The following is a 20,845-nucleotide window of genomic DNA, read 5'->3' on the forward strand; positions in this document are numbered from 1 at the left end:
CGCCGTCAAGGATTCGTTTGCGTAGCTTTTGTGACCCCAACATCTTGTGTGTCACATATGTGGATAACGGGGATAGAAGTGGCCCGCAGGATTTTCGATTTTACCCACGTGCAGGCCATCAGCCGGACAACGCATGCCAAAGCTGGAGTGGCCAAATCGATTCCCTTTGCCAAAGAACATCGCCGGTGATGCGGCTTTGGCCGGTGAGTCTATGCTTGCTCAGGAGAACTGGTGCGGGTCGGCACAGAAATAGGCGATGATCTGGCCAAGGTCCGGCTCGTTGACCATGCGCGCGGCCTCGGCTGGGCTGACCCATTTGCGGATGCGCGACCGCTTTTCCTTCCACCGGTCGGCGATCTTGTCGACCCGCAGCGGAAACACCAGGACTTCGCAAGGCACTTCCTCGCCGGAAGCCAAAGCCTTGGCATAGAAGTAGCGGCCGGCTTCGTGGTGGGAGACCGTGCCGCGCAGCCCGGCTTCCTCGCCGGCCTCGCGCGCCGCCGCTTCGCAAAGCAGTTCCTTGGCCTCAGGCCAGCCCTTGGGAAGCACCCAGCGGCCGGTATCGCGGCTGGTGATCAGCATGATCTCGATGCCATGCCCGGTATCGCGCCAGGGCAATGCTGCAACCTGCAGGCGGCACGGCGCTGCGCCGAAGAGCCGCTGGACCCTTTCGGCCAAATGGTTGTGCGTTACTGGCCTCGTCAACATCGTAGAAGCTTGCCCCAGCCTCCAGAATCACTTGTCGTCTCGTGAATCTTACGGCTAATCATAAGCAATAAAAGTAAAAAACCTCATACGCACGAGTTAACCACACACGAGACGTCGCTTCAGGAATATCGTGTGCCGCGGCACTCTTTCAAGAAGTGCTCGCCGGCAAGCAGTGCCCGCCGGCATGTCCCGGAAGAAAAAGCAGCTGCCGCGAATCAGCCGGCGTGGTCGTCGGCGATCGGCTTCTGATAGGTGAAGCCCATATCCCACGGGAAATAGATCCAGGTGTCCTGGCTGACCTCGGTGACGAAGGTGTCGACCAGCGGCCTGCTTTTCGGCTTGGCGTAGACGGTGGCGAAATGCGCCTTGGGCATCATGGCGCGGACGATGCCCGCGGTCTTGCCGGTGTCGGTGAGGTCGTCGATGATCAATACGCCGGCGCCGTCATCGGCGAGCAGTGCCGGCGTGACCTCCTTCAGCACCTGCAACTGCCCCTGGCTGGCATAGTCGTGATAGGAGGCGACGCAAACCGTCTCGATGACCCGGATGCCGAGTTCACGCGAGATGATGGCGGCCGGCACCAGGCCGCCGCGCGTGATGCAGACGATCGCCTTCCATTGGCCTTTGTTGGCGCCGGCAAGCCGCCAGGCGAGCGCACGCGCGTCGCGGTGGAACTGATCCCACGAGACGGGAAAGGCCTTTTCGGGAAGGGACATTTTTCGCGCACTCCGCAGCGCGCGAAAACGCGCGCAGACACTTGAAGGAACGCGCGGAATTAACTGGAAAGCCTTGGCCCTGGCAAGGGCGGCGGCAGGCGATCCCTGTGGACTTGCCGCCTGTGGACTTGCCGCTTGTCGATTTACCGCGACAGGAAAGCTGCCACCGGCAGGGTGCGCAGCACCGTGCGGGTGACACCGCCGAACAGAAGCTGGCGCAGCCAGGAATGGCTGTAGGCGCCGAGCACGAGCAGGTCGGCGCCAGTTTCGGCAACCCTGGTCTGGATCACCTCGTCGACCGAGTGGCCGGCCGATTGCAGCACCGAGACGCTGACCGTGGCGCCATGCCTGGACAGGGCGGCGGCGATTTCGGCGCCGGCCGCCTCCGGGGCCTCGTCGAGCGTATCCGGTGGGTCGATGACGACAATATCGGTTTTTTCGGCCTCGATGATGAAGGGCAGGGCGTCGAAGGCGGCGCGCGCCGCTTCCTTGCTGCCGTTCCAGGCGAGCAGCACATGCTTAAAACTGGTGACGAGCGGTCCTGAGTGCGGCACGACCAGCACCGGCCGGCCGGCGTCGTAGACCAGCGTGTCGACGTCGGCGCTCGGATCGCCGCCCGTCTCGCGCTGCGCGGCGATGATCAGGTCCGCGGTGCGAACGGTCGGGATGCCGGTCAGCGCGCTGTCTCCTGAAAAGCTCTCGAGGCTGCGCCACTCGAAGGACAGGCCGGACTCCTCGACATGCCGGAGGAAAACCGCCCGCAATTTTTCAGCGCGCTCCTTGTTCATGTCGGCCGAGACTTGCAGGAACTCGGTGTCGGGAAAGCCGGTGGCCGAGGTGTAGGGGACGGGAAGCGCTTCGGCATGAATGCCGATGAGATGGCTCTCGAACTTATCGGCAAGCGGAATGGCGCATTCGAGCACGCGCTCCGCGTCCTGTTCGTTTTGCAGTATGGCGACGATGGTCTTGAATCGCATGGCAACCCCTCAATTTGCGGCGAGCGAAACTCGCCCGCATGAAACGTTACAGCACCATGCTTGGTTCCGGCTAATGCATGTAGCCCAAAAGCATACAATCGGGCACGAGGGTGGCGGTTTTGGATAACATACGCGACGTGCTTTAGATCAGCTGGCTGCGCTGGTGAGGCCTGCGACCATCGCTTCGACCTCGGCGCGGGCGTCGTCCAGCGCTTCCTGGCTGCGGGCACGGACGACCAGCTCGGTCCAGAACTTGCCGTCGCCATATTTTGGATAGGAGCCGATGATCGTGTCCGGGTGCGCCTTCTGGATGTCGCCCAGCGGTCCGCCGACCAGGCCTTCGCCGAACGGACAGTGCACCGTGGCCGACAGCATTTTGGTGCCGGCCTTCAGCGTGGGCACCACATTGTCGAGCATTGCCTGGAAAATCGCCGGCACGCCGGCCATGACATGGACGTTGCCGATGCGAAAACCCGGCGCGATCGACACCGGATTGTCGATATGGTCGGCACCGCGCGGCATCCGCGCCATGCGCTTGCGCGCCTCGGTATATTCGATGCCGCGCGCCGCGTAGCTCGCTTCCAGCATGGCATAGGCTTTGGAGTCGTAGTCGCAGGGCACGCCGAACGCCTTGGCAATGGCATCCGCGGTGATGTCGTCATGCGTCGGACCGATGCCGCCGGTGGTGAAGACATAGGTGTAGCGGGCCCGCAGAGCGTTCACTGCGGCGACGATCTCGTCTTCCTCGTCGGCAACGATGCGCACCTCCTTCAGGTCGATGCCGATCGCCGTCATGATGTCGGCGAGGTGGCCGATATTCTTGTCCTTGGTGCGGCCGGACAGAATCTCGTCGCCGATGACGAGCATGGCGGCGGTGACGATTTCGGGCATTGGCAGGCTCCGGCATAAGGTCAGTTGAGGCAGACAAGGTCGCCCGAGGCAGACAAGGTCGCCCGAGGCAGACAAGGTCGCCTGGGCAGACAGGGTCGCCTGAGATAACGCGGCGGATGGTTGGCGGCAATGCGCCTCTTCTTCCTTCTCCCCTTGTGGGAGAAGGTGGATTGGCGCGCAGCGCCAAGACGGTTGAGGGGTGTTGGACGGAACGCTGTTGGTGCCAAGCTGGAACACCCCTCATCCGACCTCGCTTCGCGAGGCCACCTTCTCCCACAAGGGGAGAAGGGAGAAGGCGCCCCGCAGGGCGCTATTCCTTCACCGCACCGGTCATCGAGGAAACGTAGTGCTCGACGAAGAACGAATAAAGCACCACCACCGGCAGCGAGCCGATCAGGGCTCCGGCCATCAGCGCTCCCCATTCATAGACGTCGGAGCGGACAAGCTCCGTCAGCACCCCGACCGGCACCGTCTTGTTTTCGGACGACTGGATGAACGTCAGCGCATAGATGAATTCGTTCCATGACAGGGTGAATGCGAAGATGCCGGCCGAAATCAGGCCTGGCACCGACAGCGGCAGCACGATCTTCATGAGGATCTGCCAGCGGCTCGCCCCGTCGATGAGCGCGCATTCTTCCAGTTCGAAAGGGATCGAGCGGAAGTAACCCATCAGCAGCCAGGTGCAGAAAGGGATCAGGAAGGTCGGGTAGGTCAGGATGAGCGCGAACGGGGTGTCGAAAAGCCCAAGGTTGAACACCATCACCGACAGCGGGATGAACAGGATCGAGGGCGGCACGAGATAGGCGAGGAAGATCGCGAGCCCGACGTGCCGCGCTCCCGAAAACCGCAGCCGTTCGATCGCATAGGCCGCGAACACCGCAGCCAGCAGCGACAGGAACGTGGCGGCGGTGGAGATGATGATCGTGTTGAGCAGCCAGCCCGGATAGGACGTGTCGAACAAGAGATAGCGGATGTGCTCGAATGTCGGATGCACGACCCAGAACGGATTGAAATTGGCGTAGTCGGTCATCTCGTGATTGGGCTTGATCGCCGTGATCGTCATCCAGTAGAACGGGAACAACAGCACGATGACGAACACCAGCAACGGCAGATAGACCGTCACCACGCGCCGCGGCAGGCTCTGAAGATAGCCCATGCCGCCTTCGTCGAGTTCCTGCCGTTTCATTTTCTTGATCGCGGCCTCAGCCATGTCAGTCTCCTCCGCCCTGCTGCCATTTGCGGCGTTGCAGGCCGAAATAGCTGAACAGGATCGCCGCAAGCAGGAACGGGATCATGGCGACCGCGATGGCGGCGCCCTCGCCAAGCTGGCCTCCCGAAATGCCGCGCTGAAACGACAATGTCGCCATCAGATGGGTGGCATTGACCGGTCCGCCGCGGGTCAGCACATAGATCAGCTGGAAGTCGGTGAAGGTGAACAGCACCGAAAACGTCATGGTGATGGCAATAATCGGCGTCAGCAGCGGCAGCGTCACAAAACGGAACAATTGCCAGCGACTGGCGCCGTCGAGCGTGGCGGCCTCGTAAAGCGACTGCGGTATCGTCTGCAAGCCGGCAAGCAGCGTGATGGCGACGAACGGAATGCCGCGCCAGACATTGGCGGCGATGACCGAAGCGCGCGCGTTCTCCGGATCGCCGAGGAAATTGATGCGATGGTCGATCAGGCCCATTTCCATAAGTGCCCAGGACAGGATGGAGAACTGCGAATCGTAGATCCACCAGAAGGCGATGGCCGACAGCACCGTCGGCACCACAAACGGCAGCAGGATGATCGCGCGGAAGAACGATTTGATGGGAAGGTTCTGATTGAGAATGAGCGCCAGCCAGAGGCCGAGCGCGAACTTCAGGATCGAGGCGCTTATCGTGTAGAGCAAGGTGTTGAAGACGGAGAGCCAGAAGACGGCGTCATCCGATAGATATTGGTAGTTTTCGATGCCTATGAAGATACCGGGGCGACCGATGCGGGTATCCGTGAAGCCGAGCCAGACCCCGAGCCCGAGCGGATAGGTGAGGAAGACCAGCAGCAGCGCTGCCGCCGGCAGCATGAAGCCGAAGCTAAGCGCGTTCCGGCTGTCGGCCAGGAGCGACAGGCTCCGCGACAGGATCGACGGACGCGGCTGAACGGCAGCGGACGACACGGCCATGGGACGGCTCCTCATAGGGTCTAGTGGCATGGTGGCCTGAGTGGCGGCCACGCGATTCTGGGAAACAGACCGGGCAGCGCGGTCGCGGCTGCCCGGCTGCGCTGCGATCAAACGCGATAGTAGCGGTTGGCGCGTTTCTCCGCCTCTTCCATCGCCTCCTGCGGCGTCGCCTGGCCCGTCACCGCCTTGGCGAACATGTCGACCAGGACATAGTCGGCCATGGTCGCCGCCGAAGCGTAGCCGAGCGGCCCGGCATAACCGTTGGGACGCAGCGTCGCCGAGGCCTTGGCGTAAGCGGCATTGTTCGGGTCGGCCGTCCACACTGGATTGTTTTCGAAGGCTTTGAGTGTCTGGCAGCAATAGCCGGCCGAGGAGGTGATCCACTCCGCCATTTGCTGTTCCTCGAACATGAACTGCAGATAGGCTTTGGCCGCGTTGGGGTAGGGCGTGTAGTCGAAGATCACGGCCGTGGTCACCTGGAACAGCTCGACGGATTTTCCGACAGGACCGATCGGCAGGCTGGTCGTGCGCATGTCCTTGGCGATTTCAGCCAGTTTCGGATCGTTGTCCTTGTTGGTCTTGGCCGTGTTATACACGGAAATGCCGTTGGCGATGACGCCCAGTTCGCCGGCCAGGAAGGCGCGGTTGTTGTTCACGTCGAGCCAGCTTTCGGTGCCGGGGATGAAGGTCTTGTAGAGTTCCTGCGCGTATTCGATCGCCTTGAGCGTCTCGGGGCTGTTGATCGTCACCTTTCCGCTCTCGTCGACCATCTGGCCGCCATGGCTCCAAAGCAGCCAGTGAGCATAGTTGTTGCCGTCGCCGACGCCATGGCCGTGCGTGAAACCGGCCGGATGGCCCTTCGACTGCAAGGCCTTGCAAAGCTCGAGGAAGCCCGCCGTGTCCTTCGGAAATTCCGAGAAGCCAGCCTCCTTCACCCAGCTTTCCCGATAGACGATGGCATTGCCGATGGTGGCCAGGGGCAGGCCGAGGAATTTTCCCTCGCGCGTCGCATATTGCTTTGGTCCGTCGTGCCAGCCGCCATATTTCGTGCCGAGATATTCACCCAGCTCCGACACGTCGTGCAGCTTGTCGGGGTACTGGTGCGGGTCGTCGAACCAGACCAGCATCAGATCTGGACCGGAGCCGACATTGGCGGCAACCGCCGCCTTGGGGCGAATGTCCTCCCAGCTTTCCTTGTCGACGCGGACCTCGACGCCTGTCGCCTCGGTGAACCGCTTGGTGTTGGCCAGCCATTGGTCTTCATCGCCCTGAACGAACGGCGACCAACGCAGCATCCGCAGCTTTGCGCCGTCCTCGGGCTTGTACGTCAAGCCCTCCTGGGCAAAGGCGGGAGAGCCGACGAAGCGGCTTCCCAAGGCTCCGGCCGCCACGCCGGCAGTCGTGCGGATCACGTCACGTCTGGTGAATTTCATGTTCGTCTCCTCCTGTTTATTGTCTTGGCCTTATGGGTCTTACTGCCGGGCGCGCAGTTCGAAGCGCTGCCCGGTTTCGCCATGAAAGAGATGGATGAGGCCCGGTTCGGCCGTGAGCCGGACGGTCTCGCCCGGCGTGAAGGAATGGCGCTCGCGGAAATTGGCGACGATCTCGTCACCGCCGGCCGTCCGGCCGATAAGCTGCACTTCCGACCCGGTCGGCTCCACCACCACGACGGTGACTGGAATGCCGTCGTCCTGGGATAGCTGCAGATGCTCGGGTCGTATCCCCAGCACCACCTGCTCGCCGCTGCCGGTCGACGGTACTGCGGCCAGCGGAAGGGAAATCCCGCCGGAGCCGCGAAAAGACGGTGAGCCGCCATCAGTTGCGATTTCGCCCCTCAGCATGTTCATGGCGGGTGAGCCGATAAAGCTGGCGACAAAAAGGTTGTTGGGCCGGTCGTAGAGTTCCAATGGCGGCCCGATCTGCTCGACGATGCCGTCATGCATGACGACGATCTTGTCGGCCATGGTCATGGCCTCGATCTGGTCGTGGGTGACATAGACCGTCGTGGTCTTCAGGCGCTGGTGCAGTTCCTTGATCTCGGCGCGCATCTGCACCCTGAGCTTGGCGTCGAGATTGGACAGCGGCTCGTCGAACAGGAAGACCGCCGGATCGCGCACGATCGCCCGGCCCATGGCGACGCGCTGGCGCTGGCCGCCGGAAAGCTGCCTGGGATAGCGCTCCAGCAATGGCACCAGCCCCAGGATTTCGGCGGCGCGCTTGACGCTGGCAGCGCTTTCGGCTTTCGCAACACCCTTGAGCATCAGCGAGAACGCCATGTTCTCGGCGACGGTCATGTGCGGGTAGAGCGCGTAGTTCTGGAACACCATGGCGACGTCGCGTTCTTTTGGCGCAACGTTGTTGACGACGCGCTCGCCAATCGCGATCTGGCCGCGCGAAATCTTTTCCAGGCCGGCGATCATCCTGAGAAGGGTCGATTTTCCGCAGCCCGACGGCCCGACCAGCGTGACGAACTCGCCATCCTCTATATCGACGCTGACACCGTGGAGAATCTCGACGGTTCCGAATGATTTGTAGACATCGCCAATCGCGACAGACGCCATCGATTTCCTCCCGAATGCTTCCTGCGACGTCTTCGAAGGAAACCGCTTTCCTGACTGGCCGCGGCAGTTCCCAAAGCTCCTCCCTGGTCACGCGCGATGATGAAACGGTAGCGCTACCAGACTGCCCTGTAAAGCGGTTGCGTGGCCAGCGCCCTTCTTCGTCGCGCCTGATCGTGAGCGTTCCCAGCGGGACTGAAATTCGCCATGGCCGGGATCATAGCAAGAGCATGACTTGTCAAGCCCCAGCTCTTGAAACCGGAGGTGCGAGAAGCCATCAGTAACGACACCAGCCTAATCGGAAACTTCGGTTTGCGGCCGGTCCCGGCCGTCGGCGAGCTCGTCGTGCCATTTGCCTTCGGCGTCCTCGTACTGGATGCCGTCGGTGGTGCCGGCGACCTGCTGTTCGGCCGAAGCGATCTCGGCGGCGCGCAGCGCGTCCTCGTGAGTAGGGAACGTCTCCGAAAATGTCTCGCCGACCTTATAGGCCCAGCCCCCGTCATGCTCGACGATCTTGTAGGTCAGCTTGGCCATGAAATCCTCCAGTGGAAAAAGCTCAGGTTGCTCAATGCGGTTTGCCTTGGGGCAGTTTGCGGTCGGGCAGTTTGCCTTCGGGCAATCTCTCTTCGGGAACCAGCACGTCCGATTCCATGGCGGCCTCGACCAATGCCCGGCGCGCATCCGCTGTCGAACGATAACCTTCCAGCACTTTTAGGCAAGTGTCGAGGGCATCGCGATGCCGCGGGCCACGATTGAGCGGCCAGACCGTCATCAGGCACTCCGCAGCTTCCTGGGCGCTGCGGATCTCACGGTATTCGCCGACACGGCCAAGTTCGACCACGACCGGCTTTTCAAAAGGCTTGCTGTCCATCATCGCCGCCAACGCGGAGCCGCCGATTTGGTTGCACGCCCCTCGGCGTGCGTAATGTCTCGGGGTAACGGTCGTTGCGGCGGCGGCCCTGCAATCGGGCCGGTCAGCCGGCCGCCTTCATCCAGTGCTGCATCGTCGTCACCGAGCGGGCAAGCTGCGGCGCCGGCTGGATTTTTTCGCCGAAGGTGGCCGCGGCGCGCCACGCCCAGCGCGGATCGGCGAGGAAGGCGCGGGCCAGGGCCACCATGTCGGCACGGCCCTCGGCGACGATCGCCTCGGCCTGCTTCGGATCGTCGATCAGGCCGACGGCCCTTGTCGGGATTCCGGCGCCGTTGCGAACGGCCTCCGCCAGGTGCACCTGGTAGCCGCGACCTGCCGGCAGCTTCTGCAGGGGCGAATTGCCGCCGCTCGAGCAGCAGAGATAGGCGACGCCCGTTGCCTTCAGCGCCTTGGCCACTTCGATTGCGTCGTCGACGTCGAAGCCGCCATCGACCCATTCCTTGACCGACAGGCGCGCCCCGAGCATCAGCCTGGGCACTGCCTTTCTCACCGCCTTGGCGATCTCGACGACAAAACGCATGCGGTTTTGCAGCGAGCCGCCCCAGCGGTCGGTGCGCTGGTTGGAAAGCGGCGACAGGAACTGGAAGATCAGATAGCCGTGCGCAGCGTGCAATTCGATGAAGTCGAAGCCGGCACGTTCGGCCCGCCTTGCCGCATCAGTGAAGCGTTCGATGATCTGCAGGATCTCCTCATCCTCCAGCGCCCGCGGCACCTGCCAGCCCGTGTCGTAGGCAATTGCCGAGGCCGACACGATCGGCCATGGGTCCTGATCGGCGTTCAGCGGCCCGCCGCCTTCCCAAGGTTTCTGGTTGGAGGCCTTGCGGCCGGCATGGGCAAGCTGCGTGCCGAATTTGGTGCCGGGAGCGGCAACGCGCTTGGCGGCATCGAGCGCGCGCCGGGCGGCCGCCTCGTTGTCGTCGGAATAAAGGCCGAGGCAGCCATGCGAGATGCGGCCGCGCCGCTCGACGTCGGTCATCTCGACGGTGACCATGCCGGCGCCGGACATCGCCAGGTTCATCCAGTGGTGCAGGTGCCAGTCGCTGGCCGAGCCGTCTTCAGCGGAATACTGGCACATCGGCGCCACCGCAATGCGGTTGGGAAAGGTCAGGCCATCAAGCGTGATCGGCTGGAAGAGGGAAGGGGTCATCAGGAAACTCCGGGGAGGGGCTGTCGCTATTTAGGCAATGGTTTGCGCCTGCGCCATACACGAGGCGGTGAAGCGCTGCCCGTCTGCCCCTGCCGGGCACCTCAAACGTTCCGCAGCAGGCACCGTCGGCCAAGCTGCTGTCGGGATTGCGCGAAGGCCCGATCACCGCTACGCCTCGCCGGCAACACGGAGTTCACCATGGAAGACCGCATTCGCATCCGTTCGGAGGAAGTCCTTTCCGACGACTGGGCCGTCCTGAAAAAGACCGTCCTAGATTACCGCCGGCGCGACGGGCAATGGGAGACGCAGATCCGCCAGACCTATGATCGCGGCGACGGCGCGGTGATCCTGCCTTACGACCCGGAGCGCTCGACGGTTCTGCTGGTGCGGCAGTTCCGCTACGCCGCCTACGCCACCGGCCACCGCGAGCCGCTGATCGAGGCCTGCGCCGGCCTGCTCGATGAACATGATCCCGAAACCTGCATCCGCAAGGAGGCGGAAGAGGAACTCGGCTATAGGCTGAAGGACGTCGAACGGCTGTTTTCGCCATTCATGAGCCCTGGCAGCGTGACCGAGCGGCTCTGGTTCTTCGTCGCCCGCTATTCACCGACCGACCGCATCTCCGACGGCGGCGGCGCACCGGGAGAAGGCGAAGACATCGAGGTCCTGGAAATGCCGCTCGACGAGGCGCTGGCCGGCATCTCCGACGGCAGCATCATCGACGCCAAGACCATCATCCTGATCCAGCATCTGAAGCTGAACCCGATCCGGGTGTGATCCAAGCCCGAACCTGCATGCGCCAGCGCGGTGGCGCCGGCGTTGCTGGTGCGGACGACGGGAATCGAACCCGTACGATCAGAGATCGAGGGATTTCAAGTCCGATGTGAGGTGGTGCGAGCGACGGGGATCGAACCCGTAAGCCATTGTAGTGGCGGCAGATTTTAAGTCTGCTGAGTTTACCAGTTTCTCCACGCTCGCTGGCACAGTTGGCCCTGTTTGGCACAGCCGTGGCACTGTGTCACGAAGGTTTCTCAGCAGGATTGGCACGGGCAAACTTGGTGCGCTGCTGCGGTGCAGAACCTTTTGATGGCGGAGCGAGGCGCCCCCCTCTGTCCTGCCGGACATCTCCCCCACTTGGGGGGAGATCGGCAGCTTCGCGGACAGCGTCCTTTTTTGCCAAGTTGGTGTTGGCGAAATCAGTGATGAAGGCCGATCTCCCCCCTCGTGGGGGAGATGTCCGGCAGGACAGAGGGGGGCGCGAAGGATCACTACGAGCGCTTTATTCTGAACCGCAGCATTCTTCGGCGGATGTCACGGAATGGATCCCAGGGTCTGCGCCGCGTCGCTTTGCTCCTTGCTTGCCCTGGGATGACGAAGGCGCGGTGACTTTCGGCCAATCGCAGACGACGGAGAATTGGCGGCTGCAGGCCGTTCAGCAGCGACGGGCCATCCACTGATTCAAACTTGATCAAAATCATCCCGGAACCATTTCGCAACGGTTGAGTTTCGGGCTAAAGCTACTGGAACCCCTGACATGGCAGAGTTTGACACAGGACAAGGGAAGTCCGTTGCCAACGCGGTACGGCAATTGCTGCGTTCCGAAGACTATCGCCGGCACCTGCACGGCGTGCTGAACCTTGCCGTAGACCCACGACTGCCCAGCACCTTTGTCCCATTGCTTGAGGCGATTGATCAGGCTGGGCGGGAATCGTTTCGGCGGAGCCCAAACGAGCGATAGCCGAGTAAACGCGCCAATCTTCTTCTGCACCCGCTAATCTCCTCCTCCACTCCATGACTCAACGCTACGACATTGAGAAGACACCTGAAGGCACGTGGGACATCATCGATGTGTTCACGGGGATGCCGGTTGTCGAGGTCGGCGTCCCCTTGATCGATATGCCTCTCGAAGAGGCCGATGATCTGGTCGACCTTCTCAACTGCCGCGACAGGGAACATCGGGGCGATATTTGAGCGCCCGATTTCCTGATCGAAACTCCCGAACAAGCTGATTTGCCGCAACCGGACTCGTCTTCCGGTTGAGGCATTTTGTCGTGGATGGCGCCTCGCAGCGCCGCCGACGGCGCCTCCGGCAACGAGAGTGTGAAAACCGAGTAGCCGCACACGACCCACAAGTTCCCCGCTGGTCAAAATCCGCGCGGCTTGGCACAGTCGGGAAAACAGGAGTCTCCTCATGGCGAAGACCGCGCGTGCGACGAAACCAAAACCCTGGGCCGAGGCGGCGACGCATCTGGTCGACGTCGCCATGGGCAGGAGGCCCGCCGATCTCGTCATCCGCAACGGACGCTGGGTCAACGTTCATTCCGGCGAGATCATCGCCGGCACCGACATTGCCATTGCCGGCGGCCGTTTCGCCTATTGCGGGCCGAATGCCGGTCACGCCATCGGCCAGGGCACCAAGGTGGTCGACGCCGGCGGGCGCTATCTGGTGCCGGGCCTTTGCGACGCGCACATGCATGTCGAGAGCGGCATGGTGACGGTGACGGAGTTCTGCCGCGCGGTCATCCCGCATGGCACCACCTCGATGTTCATCGACCCGCACGAGATCGCCAACGTGCTCGGCCTGCCGGGTGTGCGGCTGATGCATGACGAGGCGGTCGCCATGCCGATCAACGTGCTGGTGCAGATGCCGTCCTGCGTGCCTTCCGCACCTGGGCTGGAGCATGCCGGCGCCGAGCTGACGGTTGCCGATGTGACCGAGGCGATGGGCTGGGAAAACATCGTCGGACTTGGCGAGGTGATGAACTTTCCCGGTGTCGCTGCCAACGATCCGGTGATGGCCGGCGAGATCGCCGCGACGGTGAGGGCGGGCAAGACCGTCGGCGGCCATTATGCCTCGCGCGATCTCGGCCTGCCGTTCCACGGCTACGTCGCCGGCGGCCCCGAGGACGACCACGAAGGCACGCGCGCCGAGGACGCCATCGCCCGCGTCCGCCAGGGCATGAAGGCAATGCTGAGGCTGGGCTCGGCATGGTACGACGTCGCCTCGCAGATCAAGGCGGTGACGGAGAGCGGGCTCGATCCGCGCAACTTCATCCTGTGCACCGACGACAGCCATTCCGGGACGCTCGTCCATGAAGGCCATATGGACCGGGTGGTCCGCCACGCCATCGGCCAGGGGGTGAAGCCGGTGACCGCGATCCAGATGGCGACGCTCAACACCGCCCAGCATTTCAGGCTGGGGCGCGAGCTGGGGTCGATCGCGCCGGGGCGGCTCGCCGATCTGCTGATCGTCTCCGATCTCGCCGCAATGACCATCGACGAGGTCTATGGCCGCGGCGTCAGGCTGGCCAAGGGCGGCAAGCTCGACATCGACATTCCGGCCTATGACTATCCGAAGACGGCAAAGAACACCGTCAAGCTCGGCAAGAAGCTCAGACCGTGGGATTTCGACATCGTGGCGCCTGTCGGCGCCAACGAAATTCGGGTGCGGGTCATCGGCGTGATCGAGAACCAGGCGCCGACGCGGGCGCTCGAGGCCGACCTTCCGGTGGAGGACAGGCTGGTCGCCATGGACCGTCGCAACGACGTCTGCCAGATCGCGCTGGTCGAGCGCCACCGCGGCACGGGCGGCGTCACCAACGCCTTCGTCTCCGGCTTCGGCTATATGAGCGACTGTGCCATGGCCTCCAGCGTGGCGCATGATGCGCACCACATCATCGTCGTCGGCACCTCCAAGCAGGACATGGCATTGGCGGTCAACCGGCTGGGCGAGGTCGGCGGCGGCGTCGTGCTGTTCTCCAGGGGCAAGGAACTGGCGCTGGTCGAAATGCCGATCGCCGGCCTGATGTCGGACGAGCGCGCCGAAATCGTCGCCGCCAAGGCCGACAAGCTGACCGAGGCAATGCGCAAGATGGGCTGTTCGCTGAACAACGCCTACATGCAGCACTCGCTGCTGGCGCTGGTCGTCATCCCGGAACTGAGGATTTCCGATGTCGGCCTGATCGATGTGACGACGTTCCAGAAGGTCGACCTGTTCGTCTGACAACGACCAAGGGCGTGTCCACTCCTCATCCGCCGGTGGCGATGGTCAGCACCTTGAACGGCGTGGTGATGACGATCTCGGCGACGGAGCCGACCGCCTTGCCGATGCCATGGCCGAGATTGTTGATCGGCTGCGCCGGATCGACCTCGTCTGATGCCAGGCCGGCCGGGGCGCGCAACCGGTCGCCGAGCAGTTGCACCAGGAACGGGTTGTCGGCGAATTTGGCGTGGTTCAGGCGGTCGCCGCCTTTGGTCTTGCTCAGGTCGACCACCGACACGCCATAGCTGGCGAGGTCGGCCGCGTCGCCATAGTCGCCGACGCGCGGCTTGTCGCCGGAGATCAGCGAGGACAGTCTCAGGGCGCGATCGTCGCCCGAAAGCAGGATCGCGAAAGGCTTGTCGGGCTTGCCGTAACGGATCATCTGCTTCTTGAATACATCGACATCGATGTCGGGCGAGGCCAGGATGACATAGCCGAGCTTGTCGCCGAGATCACGGTCGCCGGTGATGGCAAGCTGGCGCAGCGCCTCCATCGTCACCCAGGTGCCCATCGAATGAGCGATGATGTCGATGCTCTTGGCCTTCGTCTTGGCCAGCATCCGCAACGTCTCTTCGAGATCGTCGCGCGCCGCGTTGGCGCTTTCCTTGTCGTAGATATAGCCCGTTGTCTTGCCGCTCGACGCCCATGAGAACAGCACCGGCGTGCCGGAGTATTTTGTGTCGTGCGCGATCTGCGTCAGCCGGTAGATGCCGTCGTCGAAACCGTTGTTGAAGCCGTGCACGAAAACCAGCGCGCGGTCGCCGCGCATGGCGATATCGGCGCCGACCGCCTTGGCGAATTGCGGGGCGCCTTCGTAGAATTCGACCTCGGTTGCCGTGAAGTCCTTCGCCGGGTTGCTGTTGGCGGCGCCCCTGACCCGCTCGATGGCGCCGACCTGATGGGTTTTCGGGACGGTGACTTCGACACTGGCAAAACTGGTGGTCGGTGAACGGTCACCGTCGAACACCTGCCGCGGGTCCTTCGTCGCCTTTTTTCGGGTGGTGGCGACGAAGATCTCATGCGTGGCGGCGATGTCGGAGGCAGGCACCGTCACGGCCGTCGTGTTGAGAAGGTCGTGGGTCTTGCGGCCGGCGCAGCCGGTCACCGCGAGCGCAAACGCTACGACGAGAAAAGTCTTCGAACGCACCTCACTGCCCGAGCAGGCTGATGCGGTCGGTCACCTCGCGGTCGCTGGCAAATCCGTCATCCTCGCGCAGCCGCTGGCCGATCATCTTCACCAGCTCGGGGTTGTCGGCAAATTTGGTGTGGTTGAAGCGATCCGATCCCTTGACGCTGGAGAGATCGACGACGCTCACGCCATAGTCGGCGAGGTCGGCCGCGTCCTTGTAGTCGCCGACGCGCGGCCGCGAGCCGGCGATCAGGCCGGAGAGCCGCAGCGCCCGGTCGTCGTCGGACAGGAGAAGGATGAATGGCTTGTTCGGCTTGCCGTAGCGGCGCATCTGGCTCTTGAACACGTCGACATCGATGTCGGGCGAGGCCAGCACGACGTCGCCGAGCTTGCCGCTGAGATCGCGGTCGCCGTTGATGGCGAGCTGGCGCAGCGCCTCCATGGTAACCCAGGTCCCCAGCGAATGGGCGACGATGTCGATGCGCCGCGCGCCGGTCTGCGAAAGCATTCTCAGCGTCACTTCCAGTTGGTCGCGGGCCGCACTGGCGCTTTCCCTGTCATAGACATAGTCCCGGGTCTTGGCGCCCGATGCCCAGGAAAACAGCACCGGCGTGCCCGGGTAGCCGGAATCATGGGCGATCTGGGTGACGCGGTAGACGGCGGCGTCGAAGCCGGTGTTGTAGCCATGGACGAAAAGCATGACGCGGCCGCCGCGCGCGGCGATATCGGAGCTGAGCGCGCTGGAGAATTTCGGCGCGGTGTCGTAGCCGACGACGTCGGAGGCCATGAAGTATTTGGCCGGGTCGTTCGACTTGCCGCGCGAGCGCCGCTCGATCTGACCGGCTTCGTGGGTCCCCGGCACGGTGACGTTGACGCGGGCATAGTTCAGCGTGGCCGAGCGCTCGCGGTCGAAAACCTTGCTGGGATCGTCGGAGCGCTTGCGCGTCGTGGCGATGAAGATGCTGTGGTTGCCGGCGATATCGGTCACCGGCGCCGACACCATGGCGCTGCCGAGCAGTTCCTCGGTCTGCCGGCCGCCACAGCCGGCAACGAGCAAGGCAAGGACAAGGATACAAATCTTTTTCAACTCTAGAATTCCACTCCGGCCGAAAGGCTTGATCCAACCTCCCGGACAGCCGAAGTGCGGCAGAAGTAAGTCGTTTCCTGCCGAAATGCGCTCAGCGGCTTGCGACAGTCATCGCACTGTTGCGCGAAAGCCAGAACGATTGCCCTGATCAAACACGTACGGCGTGTGCTAGCTTCGCGAACACCACAGACGATCCGGGGTAATTTTTTCGATGACCAGTTTCTCTTCCCGCGTCGCGGTCGCCGCTGCCGCGATCCGCCAGATCTTCCCGGAAACACCGCTGCAGGAAAACGATTATCTGTCGAAGAAGACCGGGGCGCGCGTGCTGCTGAAGCGCGAGGACCTGTCACCGGTGCGCTCCTACAAGATCAGGGGCGCCTTCAATTTCTTCCGCAAGGCGCTCGCCGCCGGCAACGATGCCGAGCTGTTCGTCTGCGCTTCGGCCGGCAACCATGCCCAGGGCTTTGCCTTCGTCTGCCGTCATTTCGGCAAGCGAGGCGTGGTGTTCATGCCGGTGACGACGCCGCAGCAGAAGATCGACAAGACGCGGCTGTTCGGTGGCGAATTCGTCGAGATCAGGCTGGTCGGCGACTTTTTCGACGACTGCTACCGCGCCGCCTCCGAATTCACGGAAAGCGCCGGCGCGCACATGGTGCCGCCGTTCGACCACAAGGACATCATCGAGGGGCAGGCGACGGTCGCCTACGAGATATCAGGCCAGATGCCAGGCGCGCGCATGCCCGACATCATCATGCTGCCGGTCGGCGGTGGCGGTCTGGCTGCGGGTGTGACGCATTATTTCGCCGACCAGCGCCGCGACACGCGCTTCGTCTTCTGCGAGCCGGCCGGCGCGCCAAGCCTGAGCGAGAGCCTCGCCACCGGCAAGCGTATCAGGCTCGCCAGGGTCGACAATTTCGTCGATGGCGCCGCGGTGGCCGAGATCGGCCGCGAGCCGTTGCGGCATCTCAAGGCGTTTGCCACCGAGGCGGTGCGGCTGATCCCGGAAAACCGGCTTTGCGCGACGATGATCGAGATGCTGAACGTCGAAGGCGTGGTGCTGGAGCCGGCCGGCGCATTGGCGATCGACGCGCTGAAGGATTTTTCGAAGAAGGAAATCAGGGGCAAGACCATCGTCGCGGTGGTTTCGGGCGGCAATTTCGACTTCGAGCGGCTGCCGGACGTGAAGGAAAGGGCGCTGCGTTTCGAGGGGCTGAAGAAGTATTTCATCATCCGCTTTCCGCAGCGGCCGGGCGCGCTGCGCGACTTCCTCGAATTGCTCGGTCCCGACGACGATATCGCCCGCTTCGAATATCTGAAGAAATCGGCGCGCAATTTCGGTTCGGTGCTGATCGGCATCGAAACCAAGGACCGCCGCAATTTCGAGCTGCTCAACGCCAATTTCGATGCCGAGGGCGTCCAGTATCAGGACATCACAGACAACGAGACGCTGGCCGGGTTCATCATATGAGTGCCCGGGCGAAGATTTTCGTTGCGTTGTTTTCCGGCATCAATGTCGGCGGCAACCGCATCGTCAAGATGGCGGACTTGCGGTCGTTCTTCGAGGAACTCGGTTTTGGCGACGTCACCAGCTATGTGCAGAGCGGCAACATCGTGTTCCGTTCGGCAAAGGGCGACGCGGCCACGCTGACCAAACAGATGGAAACGGCCTTCGAGAAGAAATGGGGATTTCACTCGCGCATCATGGTGCGCGATCTCGGTTGGTTCGAGCGGCTGGTGGCAGAAAATCCCTATCCGGAAATTGCCGGCGAGCCAACGAAGCTTCACGCCTATGTGCTGGAGCGCTCGCCGACCGCCGACGAGGTCGCGCGGCTGGCCGAAAAATGCACCGGTCCCGAACGGTTCGAGGTCAGGGGCGATGTGCTTTACCTGCACGCACCGGAAGGCCTCGGCAAATCGGTATTTGCCAACCTCATCCCGCGCACGCTGAAAGTGCCCTGCACCGCGCGCAACTGGCGCACGGTGCTGATGCTGCTGGAAATGGCCGGCCGGAATGGCGGAGCGTAGTCGCCTACGCTGCCGAAGCGTTTTTCCAATCGAAGGTCAGCTCTTCGCGGAAAGCGAAGCGTTTGATGTGGTCGGCAACGACCGTTTCCAGCCGCTCCAGCGAGCCGGCTTCGTCGGCGGTTACCGCGATATGCAGCGCTGCCGGGTCGGCATCGAGAACCGTGCGGCCCAGTGAGAGGTCGATCGTGCCGTGGTTCGGATCGAACGCGACGGGAAACTTGTGCGCCCAGTGCTTGCAGAGCTGCTGCAGATAGCGGCTCGCATGTTCAGTGACGACATCGGCATGGCTGGTCGGCATGAATGGATTTCTCCTTGGGCAAGCGCGCATCTTTGGATGCGCCAATTTCGAAGCAGGCGCGGTGGCCGAACAGATAGGCGCGATTCCGAGAAACGCCATAAATCGTTCGGCTTGGTCGTGCCCGTTCTCGATCCTTGTGATAGGTTACCAGCTTCCGGTATTGGGCATCGACGCCCAGGGCTCGGCCTTGGCCTTGGCCGGGCCTTTCTGCAAAAGCTCGATCGAGATGCCATCCGGCGATTTGACGAAGGCCATGTTGCCGTCGCGCGGCGGCCGGTTGATGGTGACGCCCTTGTCCATCAGATGCTGGCAGGTGGCGTAGATGTTGTCGACCTCGTAGGCGAGGTGGCCGAAATTGCGGCCGCCCTTGTAGTCTTCCGGATCCCAATTGTAGGTGAGCTCGATCAGCGGCGCCTTGTCGGTGATGCCGCTTTGCTCGTCTTCGTCCGCTGCGAGGAAGATCAGCGTGTAGCGCCCCTGTTCGTTTTCGTGGCGGCGCACTTCCTTGAGGCCAAGCTTGTTGCAGTAGAAATCGAGCGAGGCATCGATGTCAGCGACACGGACCATGGTGTGGAGGTAGCGCATGTGGTTTTCCTCGAAATGTTGCTTTGCGGCGAACATAGGGGCCACCCGGCCAAAGGGCAATTCCCGATAGCCGCTCCTGCCGGCAAACAACAAATCCGGTATTCCCGCAATGAACCGTGAAAAAACGCAGCTCAGGTCTTGCACACACCTGAAACGGAAGTGTTAATCTAAGGTCAAGAATCAGTTGCGGTATTCTTGGAAAAGGGGGGCGTTGTTATGGGGGAAAAAGCCTCTTTCATGGGGCGGGACGGAACCGGTCACGACGCCTTGCAAAGAGACGAGAGCGGCGACACGGCCGGTCTTGTCGAGATTGCGGGCGCTATCAAATGGTTCGACGTGGCCAAGGGTTACGGTTTCATTCTTCCCGATGACGGCTCTTCCGGCGATATTCTCCTCCATGTGACCTGTCTTCGAAAAGACGGTTTCCAGACCGCCTTGGAAGGTGCGCGCGTCGTCTGCCTGGTCAAGCAAGGTGAGCGCGGGTTGCAGGCGTTCCGCGTGCTCTCCATGGATCTCACCACGGCGACCCATCCGGCGGAGATGCAGGAGCAGCGCACCCACGTCTCGGTGACGCCGGAAAGCGGCCTCGAACGGGCGCTGGTGAAATGGTTCAACCGCACCAAGGGGTTCGGTTTCCTGACCCGGGGCGAGGGAACCGAGGACATTTTCGTCCACATGGAGACGCTGCGCCGTTACGGTATTACCGAACTCAGGCCGGGGCAGGTCGTGCTGGTCCGCTTCGGGCGCGGCGACAAAGGCCTTATGGCTGCCGAAATTCACCCGGATATGGGTACCTTGCCCGTCTCGCACTAAAGTCCCACCCCGATCCAATCGAGATGCGACCTGGTGCTTTCCGCTTGACCGTGATCTTTTTCGAACCGTAGGTTCGGGATCATGGTCCAGGTAGTTTGAGATTCAGGTCAGGCCGTGCCGAAAATGGTGGGTTCCGAGAACCGGAGCGGAGCGTACTTTTGGGTACGTGAGCACCGGAAGCACAGGAAACCGCCGTTTGCAGGCCGACCTCACCTGAATTTCAACATACCTAGGACGATGGCCGAGGAGTCTGAATGAGTTACAGGAACTGGCTGACAACGGGCGTAGTCTGCGCCGCGATCGCCTTTGTCATTGCCGCAGGCGCTTTCTTCCATTCGCAGCGACCGGCTTCGGCAGACAGCCGGGCGATGATCCTTGCCGTCGACCCGCAGCCGCTGGTCGCGGTGACGAAAGGCGGCGAACGCTCTTTCTCCGTCGAAATCGCCGACACCTCGGCCGAGCGCGAGGCTGGCCTGATGTTTCGCCAGGAGATGGCCGACGATCATGGCATGCTGTTCGTGTTCGAGGAGCCTCGGGATGTCAGCTTCTGGATGAAGAACACGCCGATGCCGCTCGACCTGATCTTTGTCGGTCAGGACGGCAGGATCCGGGCGATCAAGCAAGGCGAGCCGCAATCCGAGGCGATGATCTCGCCCGGCGAGCCGGTTCGCTTCGTGCTCGAGCTCAAGGCGGGCACCGCCGCCAGGAGCGGCATCGAGGACGGCGACCTGTTGCGTCACCCGGCAATCGGCACTGCGCACAACTGAACGCGCAGG

At 62.6% G+C, this 20,845-nt stretch carries 23 protein-coding genes and 1 tRNA gene; 7 read left to right on the forward strand and 17 right to left on the reverse strand.

Features of this window, described 5'->3' with window-relative positions; genetic code table 11:
- Positions 1 to 219 precede the first annotated feature (219 nt).
- From AC0L2C_RS23185 to AC0L2C_RS23235, 11 genes are all read right to left on the reverse strand, one after another.
- A complete protein-coding gene (locus AC0L2C_RS23185; RefSeq protein WP_128173217.1) occupies positions 220 to 708 on the reverse strand; it encodes an NUDIX hydrolase in 489 nt (162 codons plus the stop codon).
- A 215-nt stretch (positions 709 to 923) separates the two neighbouring features.
- Positions 924 to 1,424: a xanthine phosphoribosyltransferase gene (gene gpt, locus AC0L2C_RS23190; RefSeq protein WP_473524547.1), complete on the reverse strand. Its 501-nt coding sequence runs from the start codon at positions 1,422 to 1,424 to the stop codon at positions 924 to 926.
- 143 nt (positions 1,425 to 1,567) lie between these two features.
- Positions 1,568 to 2,401 (reverse strand): universal stress protein, encoded by an 834-nt coding sequence (locus AC0L2C_RS23195; protein ID WP_091591331.1) that lies wholly within the window; start codon positions 2,399 to 2,401, stop codon positions 1,568 to 1,570.
- A gap of 147 nt (positions 2,402 to 2,548) precedes the next feature.
- Positions 2,549 to 3,292 (reverse strand): competence/damage-inducible protein A, encoded by a 744-nt coding sequence (locus AC0L2C_RS23200; RefSeq protein WP_287228979.1) that lies wholly within the window; start codon positions 3,290 to 3,292, stop codon positions 2,549 to 2,551.
- A gap of 310 nt (positions 3,293 to 3,602) precedes the next feature.
- Positions 3,603 to 4,502, reverse strand: a complete 900-nt coding sequence (locus AC0L2C_RS23205; protein WP_473524548.1) for a carbohydrate ABC transporter permease — start codon at positions 4,500 to 4,502, stop codon at positions 3,603 to 3,605.
- A 1-nt stretch (position 4,503) separates the two neighbouring features.
- Entirely contained in the window at positions 4,504 to 5,355 is an 852-nt protein-coding gene (locus AC0L2C_RS23210) for a carbohydrate ABC transporter permease (RefSeq protein WP_287062084.1), read from the reverse strand.
- A gap of 206 nt (positions 5,356 to 5,561) precedes the next feature.
- The gene (locus AC0L2C_RS23215; RefSeq protein ID WP_473524549.1) at positions 5,562 to 6,887 is read right to left on the reverse strand and encodes an ABC transporter substrate-binding protein; all 1,326 of its coding nucleotides are present in this window, start codon (positions 6,885 to 6,887) and stop codon (positions 5,562 to 5,564) included.
- A 39-nt stretch (positions 6,888 to 6,926) separates the two neighbouring features.
- Positions 6,927 to 8,015, reverse strand: a complete 1,089-nt coding sequence (locus tag AC0L2C_RS23220) for an ABC transporter ATP-binding protein (RefSeq protein WP_473524550.1) — start codon at positions 8,013 to 8,015, stop codon at positions 6,927 to 6,929.
- A gap of 291 nt (positions 8,016 to 8,306) precedes the next feature.
- Entirely contained in the window at positions 8,307 to 8,546 is a 240-nt protein-coding gene (locus AC0L2C_RS23225; RefSeq protein WP_023798198.1) for a DUF2188 domain-containing protein, read from the reverse strand.
- A gap of 31 nt (positions 8,547 to 8,577) precedes the next feature.
- Positions 8,578 to 8,886 (reverse strand): DUF982 domain-containing protein, encoded by a 309-nt coding sequence (locus AC0L2C_RS23230; protein WP_473524570.1) that lies wholly within the window; start codon positions 8,884 to 8,886, stop codon positions 8,578 to 8,580.
- 100 nt (positions 8,887 to 8,986) lie between these two features.
- Complete coding sequence (locus AC0L2C_RS23235) at positions 8,987 to 10,090, reverse strand: NADH:flavin oxidoreductase/NADH oxidase (protein ID WP_473524551.1); 1,104 nt, start codon at positions 10,088 to 10,090, stop codon at positions 8,987 to 8,989.
- A 198-nt stretch (positions 10,091 to 10,288) separates the two neighbouring features.
- Between AC0L2C_RS23235 and AC0L2C_RS23240 the strand changes: the two genes are divergently transcribed.
- Positions 10,289 to 10,867, forward strand: coding sequence for an NUDIX domain-containing protein (locus tag AC0L2C_RS23240; RefSeq protein WP_473524552.1), 579 nt, complete (start codon positions 10,289 to 10,291; stop codon positions 10,865 to 10,867).
- A 112-nt stretch (positions 10,868 to 10,979) separates the two neighbouring features.
- Here the strand turns inward: AC0L2C_RS23240 and AC0L2C_RS23245 are convergent.
- Positions 10,980 to 11,068 (reverse strand) — tRNA-Leu (locus AC0L2C_RS23245).
- Positions 11,069 to 11,564: 496 nt separating this feature from the next.
- Positions 11,565 to 11,858 (reverse strand): hypothetical protein, encoded by a 294-nt coding sequence (locus tag AC0L2C_RS23250; RefSeq protein WP_473524553.1) that lies wholly within the window; start codon positions 11,856 to 11,858, stop codon positions 11,565 to 11,567.
- Between the two features lie 23 nt (positions 11,859 to 11,881).
- Here AC0L2C_RS23250 and AC0L2C_RS23255 point away from each other — a divergent pair, with 23 nt between their 5' ends.
- Both AC0L2C_RS23255 and ade read left to right on the forward strand, forming a co-directional pair.
- Positions 11,882 to 12,061: a hypothetical protein gene (locus AC0L2C_RS23255; protein WP_473524554.1), complete on the forward strand. Its 180-nt coding sequence runs from the start codon at positions 11,882 to 11,884 to the stop codon at positions 12,059 to 12,061.
- 220 nt (positions 12,062 to 12,281) lie between these two features.
- Positions 12,282 to 14,093 (forward strand): adenine deaminase, encoded by a 1,812-nt coding sequence (gene ade / locus AC0L2C_RS23260; protein ID WP_473524555.1) that lies wholly within the window; start codon positions 12,282 to 12,284, stop codon positions 14,091 to 14,093.
- Positions 14,094 to 14,118: 25 nt separating this feature from the next.
- Here the strand turns inward: ade and AC0L2C_RS23265 are convergent, their stop codons facing one another.
- The gene (locus tag AC0L2C_RS23265; protein WP_473524556.1) at positions 14,119 to 15,279 is read right to left on the reverse strand and encodes an alpha/beta hydrolase; all 1,161 of its coding nucleotides are present in this window, start codon (positions 15,277 to 15,279) and stop codon (positions 14,119 to 14,121) included.
- Position 15,280: 1 nt separating this feature from the next.
- Positions 15,281 to 16,348, reverse strand: a complete 1,068-nt coding sequence (locus AC0L2C_RS23270; protein ID WP_287214556.1) for an alpha/beta hydrolase — start codon at positions 16,346 to 16,348, stop codon at positions 15,281 to 15,283.
- A 211-nt stretch (positions 16,349 to 16,559) separates the two neighbouring features.
- On the opposite strand from AC0L2C_RS23270, the gene ilvA reads away from it, so the two are divergent.
- Positions 16,560 to 17,816: a threonine ammonia-lyase IlvA gene (gene ilvA / locus AC0L2C_RS23275; protein WP_473524557.1), complete on the forward strand. Its 1,257-nt coding sequence runs from the start codon at positions 16,560 to 16,562 to the stop codon at positions 17,814 to 17,816.
- A complete protein-coding gene (locus AC0L2C_RS23280; RefSeq protein WP_473524558.1) occupies positions 17,813 to 18,373 on the forward strand; it encodes a DUF1697 domain-containing protein in 561 nt (186 codons plus the stop codon). The genes ilvA and AC0L2C_RS23280 overlap by 4 nt, the downstream gene beginning before the upstream one ends.
- 4 nt (positions 18,374 to 18,377) lie before the next feature.
- Here the strand turns inward: AC0L2C_RS23280 and AC0L2C_RS23285 are convergent, their stop codons facing one another.
- Positions 18,378 to 18,671, reverse strand: a complete 294-nt coding sequence (locus tag AC0L2C_RS23285; RefSeq protein ID WP_128246586.1) for a DUF2218 domain-containing protein — start codon at positions 18,669 to 18,671, stop codon at positions 18,378 to 18,380.
- Positions 18,672 to 18,815: 144 nt separating this feature from the next.
- Positions 18,816 to 19,256, reverse strand: coding sequence for a lactoylglutathione lyase (gene gloA / locus AC0L2C_RS23290; protein ID WP_287248140.1), 441 nt, complete (start codon positions 19,254 to 19,256; stop codon positions 18,816 to 18,818).
- Positions 19,257 to 19,493: 237 nt separating this feature from the next.
- On the opposite strand from gloA, the gene AC0L2C_RS23295 reads away from it, so the two are divergent.
- Both AC0L2C_RS23295 and AC0L2C_RS23300 read left to right on the forward strand, forming a co-directional pair.
- Positions 19,494 to 20,069 carry a cold-shock protein gene (locus AC0L2C_RS23295; RefSeq protein ID WP_329608822.1) on the forward strand — a complete coding sequence of 192 codons (576 nt, stop codon included), beginning with the start codon at positions 19,494 to 19,496 and terminating at the stop codon, positions 20,067 to 20,069.
- A 254-nt stretch (positions 20,070 to 20,323) separates the two neighbouring features.
- Positions 20,324 to 20,836: a DUF192 domain-containing protein gene (locus AC0L2C_RS23300; RefSeq protein ID WP_473524559.1), complete on the forward strand. Its 513-nt coding sequence runs from the start codon at positions 20,324 to 20,326 to the stop codon at positions 20,834 to 20,836.
- The last annotated feature ends 9 nt before the right edge of the window (positions 20,837 to 20,845 follow it).

The sequence above is a fragment of the Mesorhizobium sp. WSM4845 genome, from assembly GCF_055811455.1.

Bases quoted from the DNA above. Each gene is read 5' to 3' on its own strand.
- AC0L2C_RS23215 (WP_473524549.1), bottom strand. From the start codon at position 6,887: ATGAAATTCACCAGACGTGACGTGATCCGCACGACTGCCGGCGTGGCG.
- AC0L2C_RS23205 (WP_473524548.1), bottom strand. From the start codon at position 4,502: ATGGCTGAGGCCGCGATCAAGAAAATGAAACGGCAGGAACTCGACGAA.
- ilvA (WP_473524557.1), top strand. From the start codon at position 16,560: ATGACCAGTTTCTCTTCCCGCGTCGCGGTCGCCGCTGCCGCGATCCGC.
- AC0L2C_RS23225 (WP_023798198.1), bottom strand. From the start codon at position 8,546: ATGGCCAAGCTGACCTACAAGATCGTCGAGCATGACGGGGGCTGGGCC.
- AC0L2C_RS23280 (WP_473524558.1), top strand. From the start codon at position 17,813: ATGAGTGCCCGGGCGAAGATTTTCGTTGCGTTGTTTTCCGGCATCAAT.
- AC0L2C_RS23255 (WP_473524554.1), top strand. From the start codon at position 11,882: ATGACTCAACGCTACGACATTGAGAAGACACCTGAAGGCACGTGGGAC.
- AC0L2C_RS23200 (WP_287228979.1), bottom strand. From the start codon at position 3,292: ATGCCCGAAATCGTCACCGCCGCCATGCTCGTCATCGGCGACGAGATT.
- gloA (WP_287248140.1), bottom strand. From the start codon at position 19,256: ATGCGCTACCTCCACACCATGGTCCGTGTCGCTGACATCGATGCCTCG.
- AC0L2C_RS23285 (WP_128246586.1), bottom strand. From the start codon at position 18,671: ATGCCGACCAGCCATGCCGATGTCGTCACTGAACATGCGAGCCGCTAT.
- ade (WP_473524555.1), top strand. From the start codon at position 12,282: ATGGCGAAGACCGCGCGTGCGACGAAACCAAAACCCTGGGCCGAGGCG.
- AC0L2C_RS23240 (WP_473524552.1), top strand. From the start codon at position 10,289: ATGGAAGACCGCATTCGCATCCGTTCGGAGGAAGTCCTTTCCGACGAC.
- AC0L2C_RS23195 (WP_091591331.1), bottom strand. From the start codon at position 2,401: ATGCGATTCAAGACCATCGTCGCCATACTGCAAAACGAACAGGACGCG.
- AC0L2C_RS23235 (WP_473524551.1), bottom strand. From the start codon at position 10,090: ATGACCCCTTCCCTCTTCCAGCCGATCACGCTTGATGGCCTGACCTTT.
- AC0L2C_RS23230 (WP_473524570.1), bottom strand. From the start codon at position 8,886: ATGATGGACAGCAAGCCTTTTGAAAAGCCGGTCGTGGTCGAACTTGGC.
- gpt (WP_473524547.1), bottom strand. From the start codon at position 1,424: ATGTCCCTTCCCGAAAAGGCCTTTCCCGTCTCGTGGGATCAGTTCCAC.
- AC0L2C_RS23210 (WP_287062084.1), bottom strand. From the start codon at position 5,355: ATGCTGCCGGCGGCAGCGCTGCTGCTGGTCTTCCTCACCTATCCGCTC.
- AC0L2C_RS23185 (WP_128173217.1), bottom strand. From the start codon at position 708: ATGTTGACGAGGCCAGTAACGCACAACCATTTGGCCGAAAGGGTCCAG.
- AC0L2C_RS23295 (WP_329608822.1), top strand. From the start codon at position 19,494: ATGGGGCGGGACGGAACCGGTCACGACGCCTTGCAAAGAGACGAGAGC.
- AC0L2C_RS23300 (WP_473524559.1), top strand. From the start codon at position 20,324: ATGAGTTACAGGAACTGGCTGACAACGGGCGTAGTCTGCGCCGCGATC.
- AC0L2C_RS23220 (WP_473524550.1), bottom strand. From the start codon at position 8,015: ATGGCGTCTGTCGCGATTGGCGATGTCTACAAATCATTCGGAACCGTC.